This window comes from Sphingorhabdus sp. (genome assembly GCF_044374345.1).
Taxonomy (GTDB): domain Bacteria; phylum Pseudomonadota; class Alphaproteobacteria; order Sphingomonadales; family Sphingomonadaceae; genus Sphingorhabdus_B.
On record NZ_JBILOS010000016.1, the window covers coordinates 16,582 to 31,878 of the forward strand.

16 protein-coding genes are annotated in these 15,297 nt (G+C 54.3%); 8 read left to right on the forward strand and 8 right to left on the reverse strand.

The window, feature by feature from the left end; all coding sequences use genetic code 11:
* Position 1: 1 nt before the first annotated feature.
* Positions 2-178 carry a hypothetical protein gene (locus ACIQ5B_RS02935; RefSeq protein WP_397597717.1) on the forward strand — a complete coding sequence of 59 codons (177 nt, stop codon included), beginning with the start codon at positions 2-4 and terminating at the stop codon, positions 176-178.
* 9 nt (positions 179-187) lie between these two features.
* Here the strand turns inward: ACIQ5B_RS02935 and ACIQ5B_RS02940 are convergent, their stop codons facing one another.
* Positions 188-733, reverse strand: coding sequence for a pseudouridine synthase (locus tag ACIQ5B_RS02940; RefSeq protein WP_397597718.1), 546 nt, complete (start codon positions 731-733; stop codon positions 188-190).
* Between the two features lie 304 nt (positions 734-1,037).
* On the opposite strand from ACIQ5B_RS02940, the gene ACIQ5B_RS02945 reads away from it, so the two are divergent.
* The 4 genes from ACIQ5B_RS02945 to ACIQ5B_RS02960 all read left to right on the forward strand — a co-directional run bounded on the left by ACIQ5B_RS02945 (position 1,038) and on the right by ACIQ5B_RS02960 (position 3,898).
* Entirely contained in the window at positions 1,038-1,733 is a 696-nt protein-coding gene (locus ACIQ5B_RS02945) for a hypothetical protein (RefSeq protein WP_397597719.1), read from the forward strand.
* Positions 1,734-1,994: 261 nt separating this feature from the next.
* Positions 1,995-2,456: a hypothetical protein gene (locus tag ACIQ5B_RS02950; protein WP_397597720.1), complete on the forward strand. Its 462-nt coding sequence runs from the start codon at positions 1,995-1,997 to the stop codon at positions 2,454-2,456.
* On the forward strand, positions 2,443-2,652 hold the full coding sequence (locus ACIQ5B_RS02955) for a hypothetical protein (RefSeq protein ID WP_397597721.1): 210 nt from the start codon (positions 2,443-2,445) through the stop codon (positions 2,650-2,652). The genes ACIQ5B_RS02950 and ACIQ5B_RS02955 overlap by 14 nt, the downstream gene beginning before the upstream one ends.
* Before the next feature lie 124 nt (positions 2,653-2,776).
* The gene (locus tag ACIQ5B_RS02960) at positions 2,777-3,898 is read left to right on the forward strand and encodes an OmpA family protein (protein ID WP_397597722.1); all 1,122 of its coding nucleotides are present in this window, start codon (positions 2,777-2,779) and stop codon (positions 3,896-3,898) included.
* A gap of 92 nt (positions 3,899-3,990) precedes the next feature.
* Here ACIQ5B_RS02960 and ACIQ5B_RS02965 read toward each other — a convergent pair whose 3' ends face one another.
* Positions 3,991-6,747 (reverse strand): [protein-PII] uridylyltransferase, encoded by a 2,757-nt coding sequence (locus ACIQ5B_RS02965; RefSeq protein WP_397597723.1) that lies wholly within the window; start codon positions 6,745-6,747, stop codon positions 3,991-3,993.
* 37 nt (positions 6,748-6,784) lie between these two features.
* Positions 6,785-8,482: a class I adenylate-forming enzyme family protein gene (locus ACIQ5B_RS02970; protein ID WP_397597724.1), complete on the reverse strand. Its 1,698-nt coding sequence runs from the start codon at positions 8,480-8,482 to the stop codon at positions 6,785-6,787.
* Between the two features lie 75 nt (positions 8,483-8,557).
* Between ACIQ5B_RS02970 and lgt the strand changes: the two genes are divergently transcribed.
* Both lgt and ACIQ5B_RS02980 read left to right on the forward strand, forming a co-directional pair.
* The gene (gene lgt / locus ACIQ5B_RS02975) at positions 8,558-9,403 is read left to right on the forward strand and encodes a prolipoprotein diacylglyceryl transferase (protein WP_397597725.1); all 846 of its coding nucleotides are present in this window, start codon (positions 8,558-8,560) and stop codon (positions 9,401-9,403) included.
* Positions 9,393-10,454, forward strand: a complete 1,062-nt coding sequence (locus ACIQ5B_RS02980; protein ID WP_397597726.1) for a class I SAM-dependent methyltransferase — start codon at positions 9,393-9,395, stop codon at positions 10,452-10,454. Before lgt ends, ACIQ5B_RS02980 begins: the two co-directional genes overlap by 11 nt.
* Before the next feature lie 15 nt (positions 10,455-10,469).
* Here ACIQ5B_RS02980 and ACIQ5B_RS02985 read toward each other — a convergent pair whose 3' ends face one another.
* From ACIQ5B_RS02985 to ACIQ5B_RS03000, 4 genes are read right to left on the reverse strand one after another with little or no spacing between them, the layout of a single operon-like run.
* Entirely contained in the window at positions 10,470-11,066 is a 597-nt protein-coding gene (locus ACIQ5B_RS02985; protein ID WP_397597727.1) for an ABC-type transport auxiliary lipoprotein family protein, read from the reverse strand.
* Positions 11,063-12,043 (reverse strand): MlaD family protein, encoded by a 981-nt coding sequence (locus ACIQ5B_RS02990; RefSeq protein ID WP_395628764.1) that lies wholly within the window; start codon positions 12,041-12,043, stop codon positions 11,063-11,065. Before ACIQ5B_RS02990 ends, ACIQ5B_RS02985 begins: the two co-directional genes overlap by 4 nt.
* Positions 12,044-12,052: 9 nt before the next feature.
* Entirely contained in the window at positions 12,053-12,871 is an 819-nt protein-coding gene (locus tag ACIQ5B_RS02995; RefSeq protein ID WP_397597728.1) for an ABC transporter ATP-binding protein, read from the reverse strand.
* A gap of 3 nt (positions 12,872-12,874) precedes the next feature.
* On the reverse strand, positions 12,875-13,987 hold the full coding sequence (locus ACIQ5B_RS03000; protein WP_397597729.1) for an MlaE family lipid ABC transporter permease subunit: 1,113 nt from the start codon (positions 13,985-13,987) through the stop codon (positions 12,875-12,877).
* Between the two features lie 78 nt (positions 13,988-14,065).
* Here ACIQ5B_RS03000 and ACIQ5B_RS03005 point away from each other — a divergent pair, with 78 nt between their 5' ends.
* Positions 14,066-14,764 carry an HAD family hydrolase gene (locus ACIQ5B_RS03005; RefSeq protein WP_397575834.1) on the forward strand — a complete coding sequence of 233 codons (699 nt, stop codon included), beginning with the start codon at positions 14,066-14,068 and terminating at the stop codon, positions 14,762-14,764.
* A gap of 35 nt (positions 14,765-14,799) precedes the next feature.
* On the opposite strand, the gene ACIQ5B_RS03010 is transcribed toward ACIQ5B_RS03005, so the two are convergent.
* Positions 14,800-15,297, reverse strand: a 498-nt coding sequence (locus ACIQ5B_RS03010; RefSeq protein ID WP_397597730.1) for an MFS transporter, incomplete at its 5' end; no start/stop codon positions are given.

Genomic DNA, 15,297 nt, shown 5'->3' on the forward strand with positions numbered 1-15,297 from the left:
TTTGCGCACGCGGCTGAGCATTTGCCGAAGAAAGGCGGGCTATGCGGCGGAGGCGGAGGCCATTGCCGCCATGACGGCGGCGACAATGACGCTGCGCCATTACCGATGCGACCGATGTGGCCAATATCATCTGACGAGCCGGACCAAGGGCAAGCGCGTGCCGCGCCCGGCGGACTAAGCCGCTGCGTCAGACCTCACGCCAGCTGCCGGGGGCAAGATCGTCCAGCGTCCAATCGCCAACGCCATGGCGCACCAGCCGCAATGTCGGGTGGCCGACCGCGGCGGTCATGCGGCGCACTTGCCGGTTGCGGCCTTCGCGGATGATAAGTACTATCCAGCTGTCGGGCACCGTCTGGCGGACGCGGATGGGCGGATCGCGCAGCCAAAGCTGCGGGTCGGAAATGCGCTCTGCCTCGGCCGGCAAGGTCACCCCGTCCTTCAACTGCACACCGCGCCGCAATTGGCCGAGCGCATCATCGGAAACCGTGCCCTCAACCTGAACGCGGTAGATTTTGGGCAGCTTGTACCGCGGATCGGAAATGCGCGCCTGCAACCGGCCGTCGTCGGTCAGGATCATCAGCCCTTCGCTGTCCATATCCAACCGACCAGCGGGATAGACCCCGGGTACGTCGATAAAGTCGGACAAGGTCGGGCGCGGCGAACCGGCGGTGCCCTTGTCGGTAAATTGCGGCAAGACGCCATAAGGCTTGTTGAACAGAATGACGCGCGACATCCCCAACCCATAGCGAAGCCGCCAGAAAAGGGGAAATCATCTTGTCAGCGCGTAAGATTATAACCAAATAGGTAAAAACATATTGACATCGTAACGTTATTTGGTTAGTGTTGGGTATAGTCGAAAATTGCGATTCGCGGCGAGTAGCAGCTTTGCAGTGCCAACGGCGTTGTGGCTACTAGTGCGCAGACATTGCCCTTGCTGGTATTGCTGGCAAGCGTGCACGAAATCAAAGGGGGAGGCCTAGGTCTTAGGTTTCGTTTTTGGACTAGACTCTTTGGCCGGTTTGTGAGGAATATGCGGCGTGTTGGGCATCCTGCGCAACACGCCGTTTTCTTGTTCTCGTGTGGTTTACATCATGCCCGAAGAATTTACCGTTACCGTTTCCTCATCTCTCGACACCACATATTTGAGGCATGGCCTACACACTATGGTGATCCCGATTGAACCTGACCTGTTAGCCTATATTGGTCAGATTATCATGCACTGGGGCCATTTTGAATGTACCATGGACACCCTGATTAGAGAAATTCATGTGGGTCTGAAAAAAACGCCTCCAGACAATTGGGATAGCAAGTCGTTCTCCCAAAGAAAAAAGCTATTCCGAGACATCACCCAAGCATATTGCGCTCGAGTTGGGTGGGAAGATGAGATTGGCGAATTTGCAAAAATTTGTGCCGACGCTGCGGATTTACATTGGAGGCGGAATATCATTGCTCATGGTATCTACCAGCCCGTCGCAGAAACAAAAAAGTACCCGCAGCATTGGGTAGCTGTTGGCACCCGCAAAAAAGAACCAGTGAACTTAAGGGTGGACGAAACTACTCTAAAAAAGTTATTTTACGACCTAGGGCACCTAAACGGTCACCTTATGGCTTTGTTGGCCAGAAAAGGTGCAAGTTTCAGCCACCTAACTTTGACATTGCCAGATGCGCAGCTTTTACAAGATTCTCCGTCAGGTGATCTTCAGTTTCTTCCCATCCGCAATGGGTCATCCTGACCAGCCATCACCAGTTCAAAAGTAATTCCAATAACCGCCCTTTCACACGCAGGTTTCCCGTTAGGTTCAGGCTGCTTTATCATCTACTCAGCTATCTGAAAATAACCAAATAGGTAAAAATATATTGACATCGTAACGTTATTTGGTTAGTGTTGGGCATAGTCGAAAATTGCGATTCGTGGCGCTGCGGCGTTTTTGCGAAAATATCACGGGCTGAAGAGCGATCTTCGGCCCTTTTTCTTTGGGATTAGGAGGTTGGCGATGACGAAAGATAAAATCAGCGTGCCCGACACCCGTTTGAATGCGCGTACCCGGCGTCTTTTCCTCAACCATTTGGCGGAAACCGCAAATGTGGCGGCGTCGGCGAGAGCGGCGGGTGTTGCCAGCAGCGCCGTTTATGCCGAACGGCGGCGGTCGGCTGGCTTTCGCGATGATTGGGCGCGGGCGCTTGGTGAGGGCTATGCGCGGCTGGAGACGGATTTGTTGGCCGAAGCCTTGTTGGCGGCCAATGGCAAAACGGCGGAGGCCACGTTGAAAGCGCGGGCGCAAAAGCATCGGCTGGCGATTGCGTTATTGAGCGCACATCGCGCCGCGGTGAAGGGCGCGCCGGCTGCGGCAACGCCTGCGCCTGCCTCGACGGATTTGCCGACGTTAAAGGCGCAATTGATTTTGAAGTTAACCCAGATGCGCGAACGTGCGGAGCGGGCGAATGACGCAGCTTAATGCCCAGGCGCTGATGGCCATGCCCTATGAACAGATGGTTGCCTGCGTCAAAAGCTGGAACCGCCACAAAATGGAGGAATCGCGCAGTTGGCGTTTCTGGCGACGTAATGACCAGTTTGAGCCGGAGGGTGACTGGCGCACATGGCTGGTGATGGCGGGGCGCGGCATCGCAAAAACACGGCCAGTATTCGTATGAAATGTGCATAATGGCGACATTTTAGCAACAGTATCCGGACATAGCGACTTGCTTCGATGGAACAGAATCGATAGAATTATATTCTACAATTTCCGTTCCTAAAGATAGAAAAAGGGGAAAGTTGATGCGTAAGTTAGCCATAGGTTTGGTTCTCGCTTCTACTGCTCTGGCATCACCGGCGTTGGCCCGCGACGACCAGTGGTATGTTGGAGTTGATGGCGGTGCCATGTTAGTAGAAGACTTGGCTTTGGATATCGGCACATTGGACAATGCTGCTTCGGTTGACACAAAAAAGGGTTATGATTTCGGCGGCGTAGTAGGCTATGATTTTGGCGGTTTCCGTCTTGAATCAGAAGTTTCCTATCGTCAGGCGAATGTAACTGCGTTCAACAGCCAGACTCCACAGATTACGAGCGGCGCAACATCTGCACTCGCACCTAGCGGTTCGTATAAGCTTGCTGGCGATGCAAGTGCATTGAGCTTCATGGTCAATGGTCTTTTGGATTTCGGCGACGATGATGGCCTTCAGGGCTTTGTTGGCGGCGGCGTTGGCGTTGCACGTGTTGATGTGGCAGCTACTGTCGCTGCTCCATCGTTCCTTGATGACTCAGACACTGGTTTTGCATGGCAGGCTCTTGCAGGCGTTCGTGCGCCATTGAGCGATAACTGGGACGCCGGTTTGAAGTACCGTTTCTTCAATGCAGACAAGGTTGGTCTTGTTGACCGTCTTGGCCGTACTGTCGACACGCGCTTCCGTTCGCACAGCATCATGGGCAGCCTGATTTATAACTTTGGCGGCGCACCTGCACCGGTTGAAGTTGCAGCACCGCCACCACCGCCACCATATGTGGCACCACCAGCTCCGCCACCGCCACCGCCGCCACCAGCGCCAGTGTGCAACACCGGTCCTTATATCGTATTCTTCGATTGGGATCAGTCGAACTTGCGTCCTGACGCAGCATCGGTTCTGGACAACGCTGTTGCGCAGTATGCCAACTGTGGCACTGCGAAGGTTATGCTTGCTGGTCACGCCGATAAGTCGGGTAGCGCAAAGTACAATGTTGGCCTCTCCGAGCGTCGTAACACCACTGTGCGTTCGTACCTTGAGTCCAAGGGCATTGCGAGCGGTGCAATTGCATCCCAAGCATTTGGTGAAACTGCACCATTGGTTCAGACTGCAGATGGTGAGCGTGAACCGCAAAACCGTCGCGTTGAAGTTACCTACGGTCCAAATTCGGGAATGTAATTCCGAACGGACGATCACGTTAAAAGAAAGGCCGGTCGAAAGACTGGCCTTTTTTTATACCATTAACTGACGCAACCGAATGTTCGGCGATCCTAAGCAGCTTTGGTTTTTACCCTGGAACGGACAGTGGCCGCCTCAAGCAGCCTTGTTTCCAATGATTTCAACTTTGTCTTGCTTTCGATTTTTGCACCGAAAAGATCTGTCGCATAGAATGTATCTACTGCGCGTTCGCCATAGGTTGCGATATGCGCACTGTGCAATGTTACCTTTGACTCGAACAGAGCCAAGGCCAAATTGTTCAGCAATGCCGGCCGGTCCAGCGCATTTACTTCTACAACAGTGAAGCGGTTGGAAGCCTGATTATCGATTAACACTGAAGGCGCAATTTTAAATGCGTCGGCACGCCGCAGAGCCTTGGGCTTGGCATCCAGTTGAGTCATCAACTTGGCACGGTTGGTCAATGCTTCTTCGATATTGCGCGCCAAGCGGTCCAATTGGCCCTGCTCGCGAAATGGACGGCCGAGCGGATCTTGGATCAGGAAATTATCGATCGCCATTCCGTCGCTGCTAGTGTGGATCCGCGCATCGATGATATTTCCGCCTGCCAAGTGAATTGCACCTGCAATGCGATAAAATAAGCCGGGATGGTCGGCCGCGAAAACAGTAACGAGCGTGGCGCCCCGGTCGGGGTAGTAGCAGGCGTCAATGGCGAGCTCAGTACCTTCATTTTTCAACAGATGCCGTGCATTGCGCTCAATGATGTCGTCTGGCTCGGCTATCCAATAGGCGTCGGGCAAGATCTTTGCGAAATGCGCAAATTTTTCAGGGGACAACTGTAATGCTGACTCCAGCTTTGATTTTTTCGACGCAATGCGTTCGTCACGGCCACGTTGCTTGTGGCCAAGCCGCAGCACTTCTTCAGTGGCTTCGAAAAGATCGGATAACAATTGGCGCTTCCAACTGTTCCAAACGCCTGGACCAACAGCGCGAATGTCCACTACCGTCAAAACGAGCAGCAATTTCAACCGTTCAGGCGACTGAACCGCCTGCGCAAAATCCAATATTGTTTTGAAGTCGGCAAGGTCACGTTTGAACGATGTTGCCGACATCAATAAATGGTGGCGTACCAACCAAGCGACTGTTTCGGTCTCCGCGGCTGACAAACCAAGCCGCGGGCATAATGTTTCTGCGACCTGAGCGCCTAAAACGCTGTGGTCTCCGCCGCGTCCCTTTGCAATATCATGCAGCAAGGTTGCGACATATAATACCCTTCTGCTGACGATATTCCGCATTATCGCAACCGAAAGCGGGTGGTCTTGTTTGAGTTTTCCGCTTTCGATATTCGCCAATAGCCCAATGGCGCGGATCGAGTGTTCATCGACGGTGTAATGATGGTACATGTCGAACTGCATTTGCGCGACCACGCGCCGGAAATCCGGAATGAACCTTCCAAAAATCGTGGATTCGTTCATCCAACGTAATACGGTTTCCGGATCGCGACGTGACGTCAGAATATCTAAAAAAAGCGCATTGGCCCGCGGGTCCTTTTGGACCGTCTTATCTACAAGCCGGGCGTCGCGCTGGGCGGTCCGCATGGCTGAGGGGTGAATTTCGAGTTCATGCAAATCCGCGAGGTGGAAAATTTCCAATAGCCGAACGGGGTCTTCGACGAAAAACTGATCATGTGGTAATGCCAAACGGCCACGGTCGAGTTGGAAGCCATTCAGCTTGCGTGGTTTGCGGTTAAAGCTCGGAATGAACCGGCGGCCTTTTTGCGCCATGGCGTCATCCAAATGCGCCAAGAATAAGCCAGTTACATCGCCCACGGTTTTGGCATTCAAGAAATAATAATGCATGAACCGCTCAACCGCCGAACGACCGGGGCGATCCGCGAACTGCATCTGTTCGGCCACTTCGCGCTGCAAATCAAATGTCAGCCGTTCCTCTGCGCGGCCAGTAATATTGTGCATATGACAACGAACGGACCACAGGAAGTTTTCGGCCTTCCTGAACCGGTTATATTCTTCGACCGACAATAGCCCAACATGGACGAGATCAGATGCCGTTGAGACCTTGTGGATATATTTTCCAATCCAATACAAGGTATGTAAATCGCGCAGGCCGCCTTTGCCGTCTTTGATATTGGGTTCCACAACGTAGCGGCTGTCGCCCATGCGTTTGTGCCGTTCATCGCGTTCGGCCATTTTCAAGCGCACAAAATCGGGTGCGGTATGTGCGACCACTTCGTTCCAGAAGCGTAATGCCGCCTCTTCGTACACGGCGCGGTCACCCCACACAAACCTGCTTTCCAAAAGTGCGGTACGGATCGTTAGATCTTCCTGCGCCATTTTCACGGTCTCGTCCAAAGACCGGCTGGATTGGCCTACTTTCAGCCCAAGATCCCAAAGAAGGTACAAAATCGCTTCGACGACTTGTTCGGTCCAAGAGCTCCTTTTGTACGGGGTAACAAACGCAATATCGACGTCGCTATGTGGCGCCATCTCGCCGCGACCATATCCGCCCACGGCCAGGACAGCGATCCGCTCCGATGCTGAGCGGTTCGCCGCCGGATATGCGTGGACGGTCACATAGTCGTAAATAAGCCGGACAATCTGATCGACCAAAAACGCCTGTTCCGCTGACGCGCGATAACCCTGTGACGGGTTTTCTCCCAGTCGTCGTTTGATTTCGGCGCGCCCGTCCGCCAACGCGCCTTGCAAAAGCTCAAGGATCTGAGGACGGCAGTGCTGAGGACCATCTTCTGCAACAATAGACTCAATTTTATCGGCAAGCGCAGTCCTGTCGATAATGTCGCGTTGCTTTATAATCCGGTCGGGCGCTGCAGTCATACAGACACTCTAGGCGCGTTCACGCCCTATGTCAGCATCAAGCAGAAACCTTTGCATTATATTCCCGGCGCAAAGCAACGCGGTCGATTTTCTGGGTACCCAGACGCGGCAATGGTTCCGCCACTTGCCAGAAATGGACGGGGATTTTGAATGGTGCTAGCCGCGGTGCGAGGAACGCTTTGAGTTCATCCCCGGTGAGCGTTACCCCATCCTTCGTGTGATAGACGATGCCCGGAACTTCCCCATATTTGTCATCGGCAATGCCAAACACGGACAGCTCGACAATTGAGTCATGTTCATAGGCAGCGGCTTCCACCTCGGGGCAGCTGATGTTTTCGCCGCCGCGGATGATGATGTCTTTTTTGCGGTCTACGATGAACAGATAACCGTCTTCATCGAGATAACCGATGTCACCGGTCCGGAAGAATCCGTCAGCGGTAAACGCGTCGCGTGTCGATTGTTCGTTGTTCCAGTAACCGTTGAAATTCGCGATGGTGCGAATGCCGACTTCGCCGCGTTCACCTTGCGGAAGAACATTTCCATCATCATCAAGCATCTGCACTTCGACCAAGGGTTTCGTGGCTGGTCCAGTGCTGGTGGGCTTTTCCAGATAGTTATCGGTGAAGTTGCCGCAGCCCACGCCGTTCGTTTCGGTAAGGCCATAACCCAGCAGCGGATAGCCCCAGCTCATTTCCTTACGGATTTTTTTGACATGTTCCACCGGGCGTGGCGCGCCGCCAGCCGCGAAGGCCGTGCAGCTGGTAAGGTCATATTTGTGGCGGTTAGGGTGCGTCGCGAGTTCAATACTCATCAACGGAACGCCGACGAAATAGCTGATACGCTCCTTTTCGATGATGCGCATGGCTTCTTCCGCATCCCATTTCGGCATCAGCACCAACTTGCGTCCAATGGCGAAGCTTTGCAGAACCAGTGGAATTGAGGCGGTAACGTGAAACAGTGGCACGTTGACCAGCGCCGATGGCTGAGCCGGCATGGCCTGCCCAGTGGACGAAAGCAGCTCGAAAAAGACGAGTGTCTGGCCGACGTAACTCATCGCACCTTGAACGACGGCCCGATGGTCGGAAACCGCGCCCTTGGACTGACCTGTCGAACCTGATGTGTACAAGATCGTCGCATTGTCTGTGGGCTCAAGTGTGGGCAGCGGTGTTTCTGCGCCGCCCCCTTTTGATGTCAAGACAGACAGGCCTTCCGTCGGCGCGCCATCATGACCAAATATCAATAGCTCACAACCGCCAATGTCCTGCCCTGCCAAACGCGCAGCGCGCTGTTCGTCCGCGAGGACATAGCGACAGCCGACCATTCGGATACCTTCAGCCAATTCGCCACCTTGCCACCAGCCGTTGAGCAAAGTTGCAACGCCGCCGGCCATAACGATGGCCATGTAGGCAATAATCCAGTTGGCCGAATTGCGTGCGGCGATCCCGACCCTGTCGCCTTTTTGAAGCTTGTGTCCCTCGACTAAGCCGCCGGCCAGCACGCGCGCTGCGGCATAGGTTTCGCGAAAGCTTAGCCGGATGTCGCCATCTACCAGAAACTCTTTGTCCGCATGCGTGGCGCAAAAGAATGCCAGATAGTCGGCCATGTTGCCGGGCGCTTTCGCCAGCATAGGCAATTGCACTCCAAATTTTTCAACATAGGTCACCGTTAAAGGGCCATCGTTGGTCATGAGACGATTTATGGTAGCGTCGATCGCGAGATCCAATTGGGACGGCATGTGATTCTCTCCTAAACTCTTTGTGCACCTTCTATTTCCCTCTATAGGATTGTCAAAAGGTCCTGAGGAAATATTGTGTCATTCGAGATTATTTCAACCGCCGCTGGCTATATTCAATTCACCGACCTTGGCGTAGGTCCCGTTGCGCTTGATCTGGGCTTCTTTCAGCTGCGTTGGTATTCCTTGGCCTATCTTGTAGGTATTTTGCTTGGCTACGGCTTTTTGCTCAAACTGCTGGCGCGGCCGGGCGCACCTATGTCGCGTGACCATGCAGACGATATCATTTTATATGCGACGCTGGGCATCATATTGGGCGGACGAACGGGTTATATCTTGTTCTATGAGCCATCGATTTTGCAGAACCCGTTAGATGTCTTCAAGCTGTGGGAAGGTGGCATGTCGTTCCATGGCGGCGCGATTGGAATCATTTTTGCGCTCTGGCTTTTGGCGCGCAAGCATAAGATCTCGTTCCTGCGGGTTTGTGATTATCTCGCATGTTGCGTCCCGTTTGGCCTCTTCTTCGGCCGGTTGGCAAATTTCGTGAATGATGAGCTTTGGGGCCGCGTGACGGACGTGCCTTGGGCCATCGTGTTCCCAAATGGTGGCGATTTGCCGCGGCACCCAAGCCAGCTGTATGAAGCTGGGCTCGAAGGGCTTTTGATGGCCGCGATTATGTGGCCGTTATTCTGGAAAACAGACGTACGCTATAAACCCGGCTTTCTGTGTGGCATGGCGGCTGTCATCTATGGCCTTTCCCGCTTTACCATCGAATTCTTCCGGGAACCTGACCAGCAGTTACAGTGGTTGGTCGAAGCAAGCGGCCTGAGCATGGGGCAGTGGTTGACCACCCCGATGATTCTAATCGGCCTGTTCCTCTTATTCACGGCAGGGGCTCGCAGGCAGGGTAATAGTGCGGCCTGACACGCAGACGACAAGCCAACGCCTCACACACCGCATTGAAGCGTCTGGTCCCATCAGCGTTGCCGAATATATGCGTGTGGCAAACACCGCATATTATGGCCGCGCGGATCCTTTGGGCGCCGATGGCGACTTCATAACGGCACCTGAGATCAGCCAGATGTTTGGCGAAATGGTCGGGATTTGGCTGAGCGATATCTGGTTGCGGCGTGGCCGTCCTTCGTCATGTTATTATGTCGAACTTGGGCCGGGCAGGGGTACGCTGGCTGCCGATGCGCTTCGGACAATGAAGCGTTTCGGATTTGAACCACAGGTTCATTTTGTCGAGAATAGCTCGGTTTTGCGAGAAAAGCAGCTGGCGGCTGTCCCTGCTGCCGTTTTCCATGATGATGTGGAAACGCTCCCAACCGATGCGCCATTGTTCATCGTCGCTAACGAATTCTTTGATGCGCTGCCGATAGTGCAGATGATTGCCACGAATGCTGGCTGGCATGAGAGAGTTGTCGTCCCCGACCATAGTGGACGGTTTGCCGCAATGCCGGGGCCGCATTCCACGGACGCCCTAGTTCCAAAACAATTTCGCATGGCGTCTGTCGGAAGTATTTACGAGACATGCCCGGATGCCACTTTAGTGATGGACAAGCTTTCCACGCGGCTGTCCGGACAAGGCGGGGTTATGTTGACCATTGATTATGGTTATGTCGAACCAGCGCTGGGCAGTACGCTGCAGGCGGTGCAAAATCACAAATATGCAGACCCATTTTCGGATCCGGGCCATTGCGATTTGACCGCCCATGTCAATTTCCATGCGCTTTCGCTCTGCGCACAAAGATCTGGCCTCAACGTTGCGGGGCCATGTAATCAGGGTGCTTGGTTGTCGGGATTGGGTATCGACCAGCGCGCCATGAGCTTAGCGCAGGCAAATCCTGATCGGGCCACGGAGATTTCCGCCGCGCGCAGCAGGCTTGTTGCCCGTGAATCCATGGGCGCGTTATTCAAAGTGATGGCGACATATGCAAAGAGCTGGCCCGAACCCGAAGGATTTGCGCGTTAGGTCAAACTGAAGCGCTCAGTTCGCCCATTCGGCAATCTGCGACGCCACGTCATTTGCCGCTTCATTCAACGCGGCCCCAACAGGCGCAGCTTCAACAGCAGCAACGGGTCGGCGGGCTTCAAATCTGCGTTTTTCGGTCGGGCTGCCGCGCGTGATTTTTACTGCGTCAAAGACGACCACCGCTTCATTGGTCGCGGCGTCGACGCCAAATTCCAATAGGCTGCCCGAGATAAATCGTGTGGCTTTGCCACCGGCATCGACTTCGCTGAGCACCAGATGACCGGTTTTGGCCGACACCGTTTCGGACAATAGTTGCTGCATCAGTCGGGCAGGCTTGTCGGCCCAAAACGCCTCCTTCAAATAGGCAATGCTGCTGGCATCGATCTGAACAGGCACGCGGTTCGTGTCGAGTTTGCGTGGCACTTCGGGCGTTTGTATGACCAAGGCGTCCGTCGCCGATGCCGTTCGGGCTGCACCTGCAGTCACGCTGTTATCAGCGGTCAGCACGAGCATGGAGGGCGGCGCTTTCGTCTCGAAGCTTACACACGCACCGAGGCTCAGAATGACGGGTAAGGCCAATAGGCGTGCGCTGGATAATTTGCTGATCATCATTTTTGTTTCCTGCTGCCAGGTTGATAATCGGGCAATGCCGGCGCGTTGACGACGCTGCCAATGCCACCCTGATCAACCTTGTCGGTGACCGATTTTAAAGAGACAGACAATTCGCGCAGGTCGCGCGCCAATTGCGTAACCTCTGGCAATGTCTGCGTATTTAGCGTTTCAATTGCCGGATTGGCATTGTTCAACGTCGTTTCCAGCGCAGCCAGACTGCCATTGGCGGAGCGAAGCGTTTTACGCAGTTCAGCCAACATGGGGCGGCCATCGCTATCAAGCAGCTTGTTGGTGGTGCCCGCCATTTTGGTGATTTCATCTGCGGCAAGGCCTGCCTTTTGCAACGCGATGCGGGATTCCTGAATTGCGGCGCGCAAATCCGGACCTTGTGTAGCCAGCGTGCCCGACAGATTTTCGACATTGTCTAATATCTGTTCAATGGATTGCTGGTTCTTGTCAGACAGAATGTTCGTCAACCGCTCGGTCAACGCTGAAAGCCGCTCCAACAATAACGGCGCATTGTTCAACAATTCCCCCAAGGCCCCTGGCTTTGTGGGGATGACGGGAACGCCGGTGGGACATGCCGATTTCGGATTGGCTTCTGGACAAACCAAAGCAGGTGCACCCTTGACCGCGCCGTCCAGTTGAATTTCAGAAACGCCGGTAAAGCCGACGCCGTTGATCGTCGCAGTGGTGCCCAGAAGCACGGGTACGCTATCCTTAATGGTGATGCGAACGCGGACAAATTCTGGATCGGGTTCCCACAATTCAATGCTTTGGATTTCGCCGACAGGCACACCCGAAAAAGAAACGCCTGAGCCCTTGGCAAGACCGTTCACCGACTGCTGAAAGAATATGTCATATTCTTTCTTGTCGCCTTCGGCAGCGCGTGACAGCCAAACGGTAAATGCCGCGAGCAAGGCCACAAGAAGAAGCGTGATAGCGCCCACCATCACATAGTTGGATTTGGTCTCCATCTTACTGTCCTATGACCTTCCTGGCTGATGTAAATGCGGTTGTGGGTTGTTGTGTTTGTCATGACCACGACGTGCTGCCCGCCCGCGTGGTCCGCTGAAATATTCGTTGATCCATGGGTGATCGATGGCCAGCAATTCCTCAATCGCACCGACCGCAATCACCTTTTGGTCGGCGAGTACCGCGACCCGGTCACAAATGGCGTAGAGCGTATCGAGATCGTGGGTAATCAGAAATACTGTGAGGCCAAGCGTTTCTTTCAAATCCCGCGTCAGATTGTCGAAGTTTGCAGCGCCAATGGGATCGAGCCCAGCCGTTGGTTCATCCAAAAACAGAAGCTCGGGATCCATCGCCAAGGCCCGCGCGAGGCCTGCGCGTTTGCGCATACCGCCGGATAGCTCGGATGGAAATTTATGGGCTGCATCGGCAGGAAGCCCGCTGAGGTAAATTTTATAATGCGCGATTTCGTCGAGCAACGCCTTACTGAAATCGGGATAGAATTCGCGCAGCGGGACCTGCACATTCTCCGCCACCGTCAATGTGGAAAACAAGGCGCCGCCTTGAAACAACACGCCCCACCGCCGCCGAACGTCGCTGGCCTCGTCCTCTTCCTTGCCGATCATGCCTTCGTCGAAAACGCGGATTTTACCGGCGACGGGTTCTTGAAGACCAATGATCGACCGCATCAGCACCGACTTGCCCGTGCCCGACCCGCCCACAACACCAAGTATCTCGCCGCGGCGCACCTCAAGATTTAAATCTTGGTGAATGACCTGCTCGCCAAAGCTGTTGCACAGGCCTTGCACGGAAATGATGTTGGGCTGGTCCATGGTTTAATTCCAGCCAATTTCGCTAAAGAATATGGCGAAAAATGCATCGAGAACAATAACGAGGAATATAGCCTGCACCACTGCAGCAGTGGTTTTCAATCCGACCTGCTCCGCATTGCCATGCACTTGCATCCCTTGGAAACAGCCTGCCATGGCGATGATTGCGCCAAAGACGGGCGCCTTAATCATGCCAATCCAGAAATCGGTCATCGGCGTAACTTCACGCAGCCGCTGCACAAAGGTCGCGGGTGGAATTTCGAGAACGATCCAGCACAAAAGTCCGCCGCCGATAATGGCCATTAACGATGCGTATACGCCCAATAAGGGCATCATCATGACGGCCGCAATGACCCTTGGAACAACCAAGGCTTCTGCTGGCACGACACCTATGGTGCGCATCGCATCAATTTCTTCGGTGATTTTCATCGTACCAATTTGCGCAGCGAAGGCCGAGCCCGACCGACCGGCGACCATGATCGCGGTCATCAAAATCCCCAATTCGCGAAAGGTCAGCCGCCCGATCAGGTTGATGGTGAACACCTCGGCGCCAAATTGCCGCAACTGGACCGCACCTTGCTGTGCAATGACGATACCGATGAGAAAGCTCATCAGGCCAATGATGCCCAACGCACGCACACCGACCATGTCAAAATGCTGGACCACGGCGTGCCAGCGGAAACGGCCGGGGTTCATCGCAAGTATGAAAGATGCCTTCACAACCTGACCAACAAAGCCCAGAAATTGCAAAAGCGTTGTAAAGCTGATGATGACACTATGGCCCACTTCGGCCAGGAACCGCTCAAACGATGGCGGATGTGGCCGCGGTGGGATATCAGTCTGATCCGCGCCACTGACAGCCTGAAGCAGGCGACTGGCGTCTTTACCTGCACCCACGATTTCTGCGCCCGACGTTTTTGCGGTGCGGTGAACAAGCCACGCGCCAACCGTATCCATATGTTCAACCGCGCTGAGATCGATTTTTAACACATTGGCGGACAAATCGCGCAAGCGGCCGTCGACATCGCCGATCAAAGCTATGGTAAAGCTGCCCGATAAGCGGAGGATTTGCCCGCCATCGGTCAGGTCTTCTTGCAAGAACTCTGCAGCGTTAGCCATAGCCATATAACTGGCGTATAAAGGGAACTATCACAAGCCTCTAGACTTCTTCCATTATATTATGCCTGTAGCAGACCGATGACTGACGCCAAACCAACGCTGCTTGCCATATATGATATGGACAAGACCGTCACGCGACGTGCCACCTATAATGGGTTCCTCCTGCATATGGCGTTTAACAAGTCGCCGTGGCGATTGTTCCTTGCGCCGCTATTACCGATTGGGCTGGCATTATATGCGCTGAAGCTATGGGACCGGGCCCGGTTAAAGCAGTTTTCGCAGACATTGCTGATCGGCCACCGCGTTCCAAGGGCCAGTTTTGCCAAATATCTGGAAAGCCATGCTGACATTGTGGTGGGCAAAAATGTCTATCCGCAGCTGCTTGCGCGTGTGGCGGAGGAAAAGGCAGCGGGCTATCGCCACGTCATGGCAACGGCGTCGTACCGGCTATATGTCGACGCGATTGCAAAGCGGCTTGGCTTTGATGATGTTATCGCGACTGACCTTGCCACAGACAGCACTGGCCATGTTCTCGCCCGCATTGACGGGCATAATTGTTACGATGCGGCGAAGCTTGAACGGGTCAAAGGCTGGATGGACACCCATGGTCTGTCACGCGAAAACTGCCACATCCGTGCCTATTCCGACCATGTGTCCGATGCCCCGTTGCTCAGCTATGCCGATGAACCTTTTGCCACCAATCCGCACGGACCGCTGGCGCGCCTTGCTGCCTCCGAAGGTTGGCCCATATTGGATTGGCGTGATCCTAAAGCCTGAGCGAAGGCCTGTTTGAAGTCGGCGATGAGCTTGGCTTAATCTTCCTCGATTAAGCTCGTGTCGCGCGTTTCAGGAAGCATCAGATAGGCAATAACGGTCGCACCGACGCAGATCGCGACATACCAGAAAAACCCCGTTTCGTTGCCCGTACTTTTGAACCACAAAGCGACATATTCCAGCGTTCCGGCAAATAGCGTGTTCCCGACCGCATAAGGAAATGCAACGCCCAGTGCGCGGATATGGGCGGGAAACATCTCAGCTTTTACCATTGCATTGTTGGCGGTATATCCGCCGTGCAGTGTAATCGGGATCAGAATCAGCGCTAACGCGACGATGGGCGAGGTCGCTTGGCCAACCAATGTATAGATTGGCACTGCGACCAACGCGACCCCTACGCCTGCGATGAGCAGCAGCGGTTTTCGCCCAAAGCGGTCGGCCAGCATCCCTGCAATGGGCTGCAGACAGAAGGACCAAATCAACACGCCGGCAATAATCAACGTCGCAGTTTGCTTTTCAAAGCCTGCGGTGTTGAT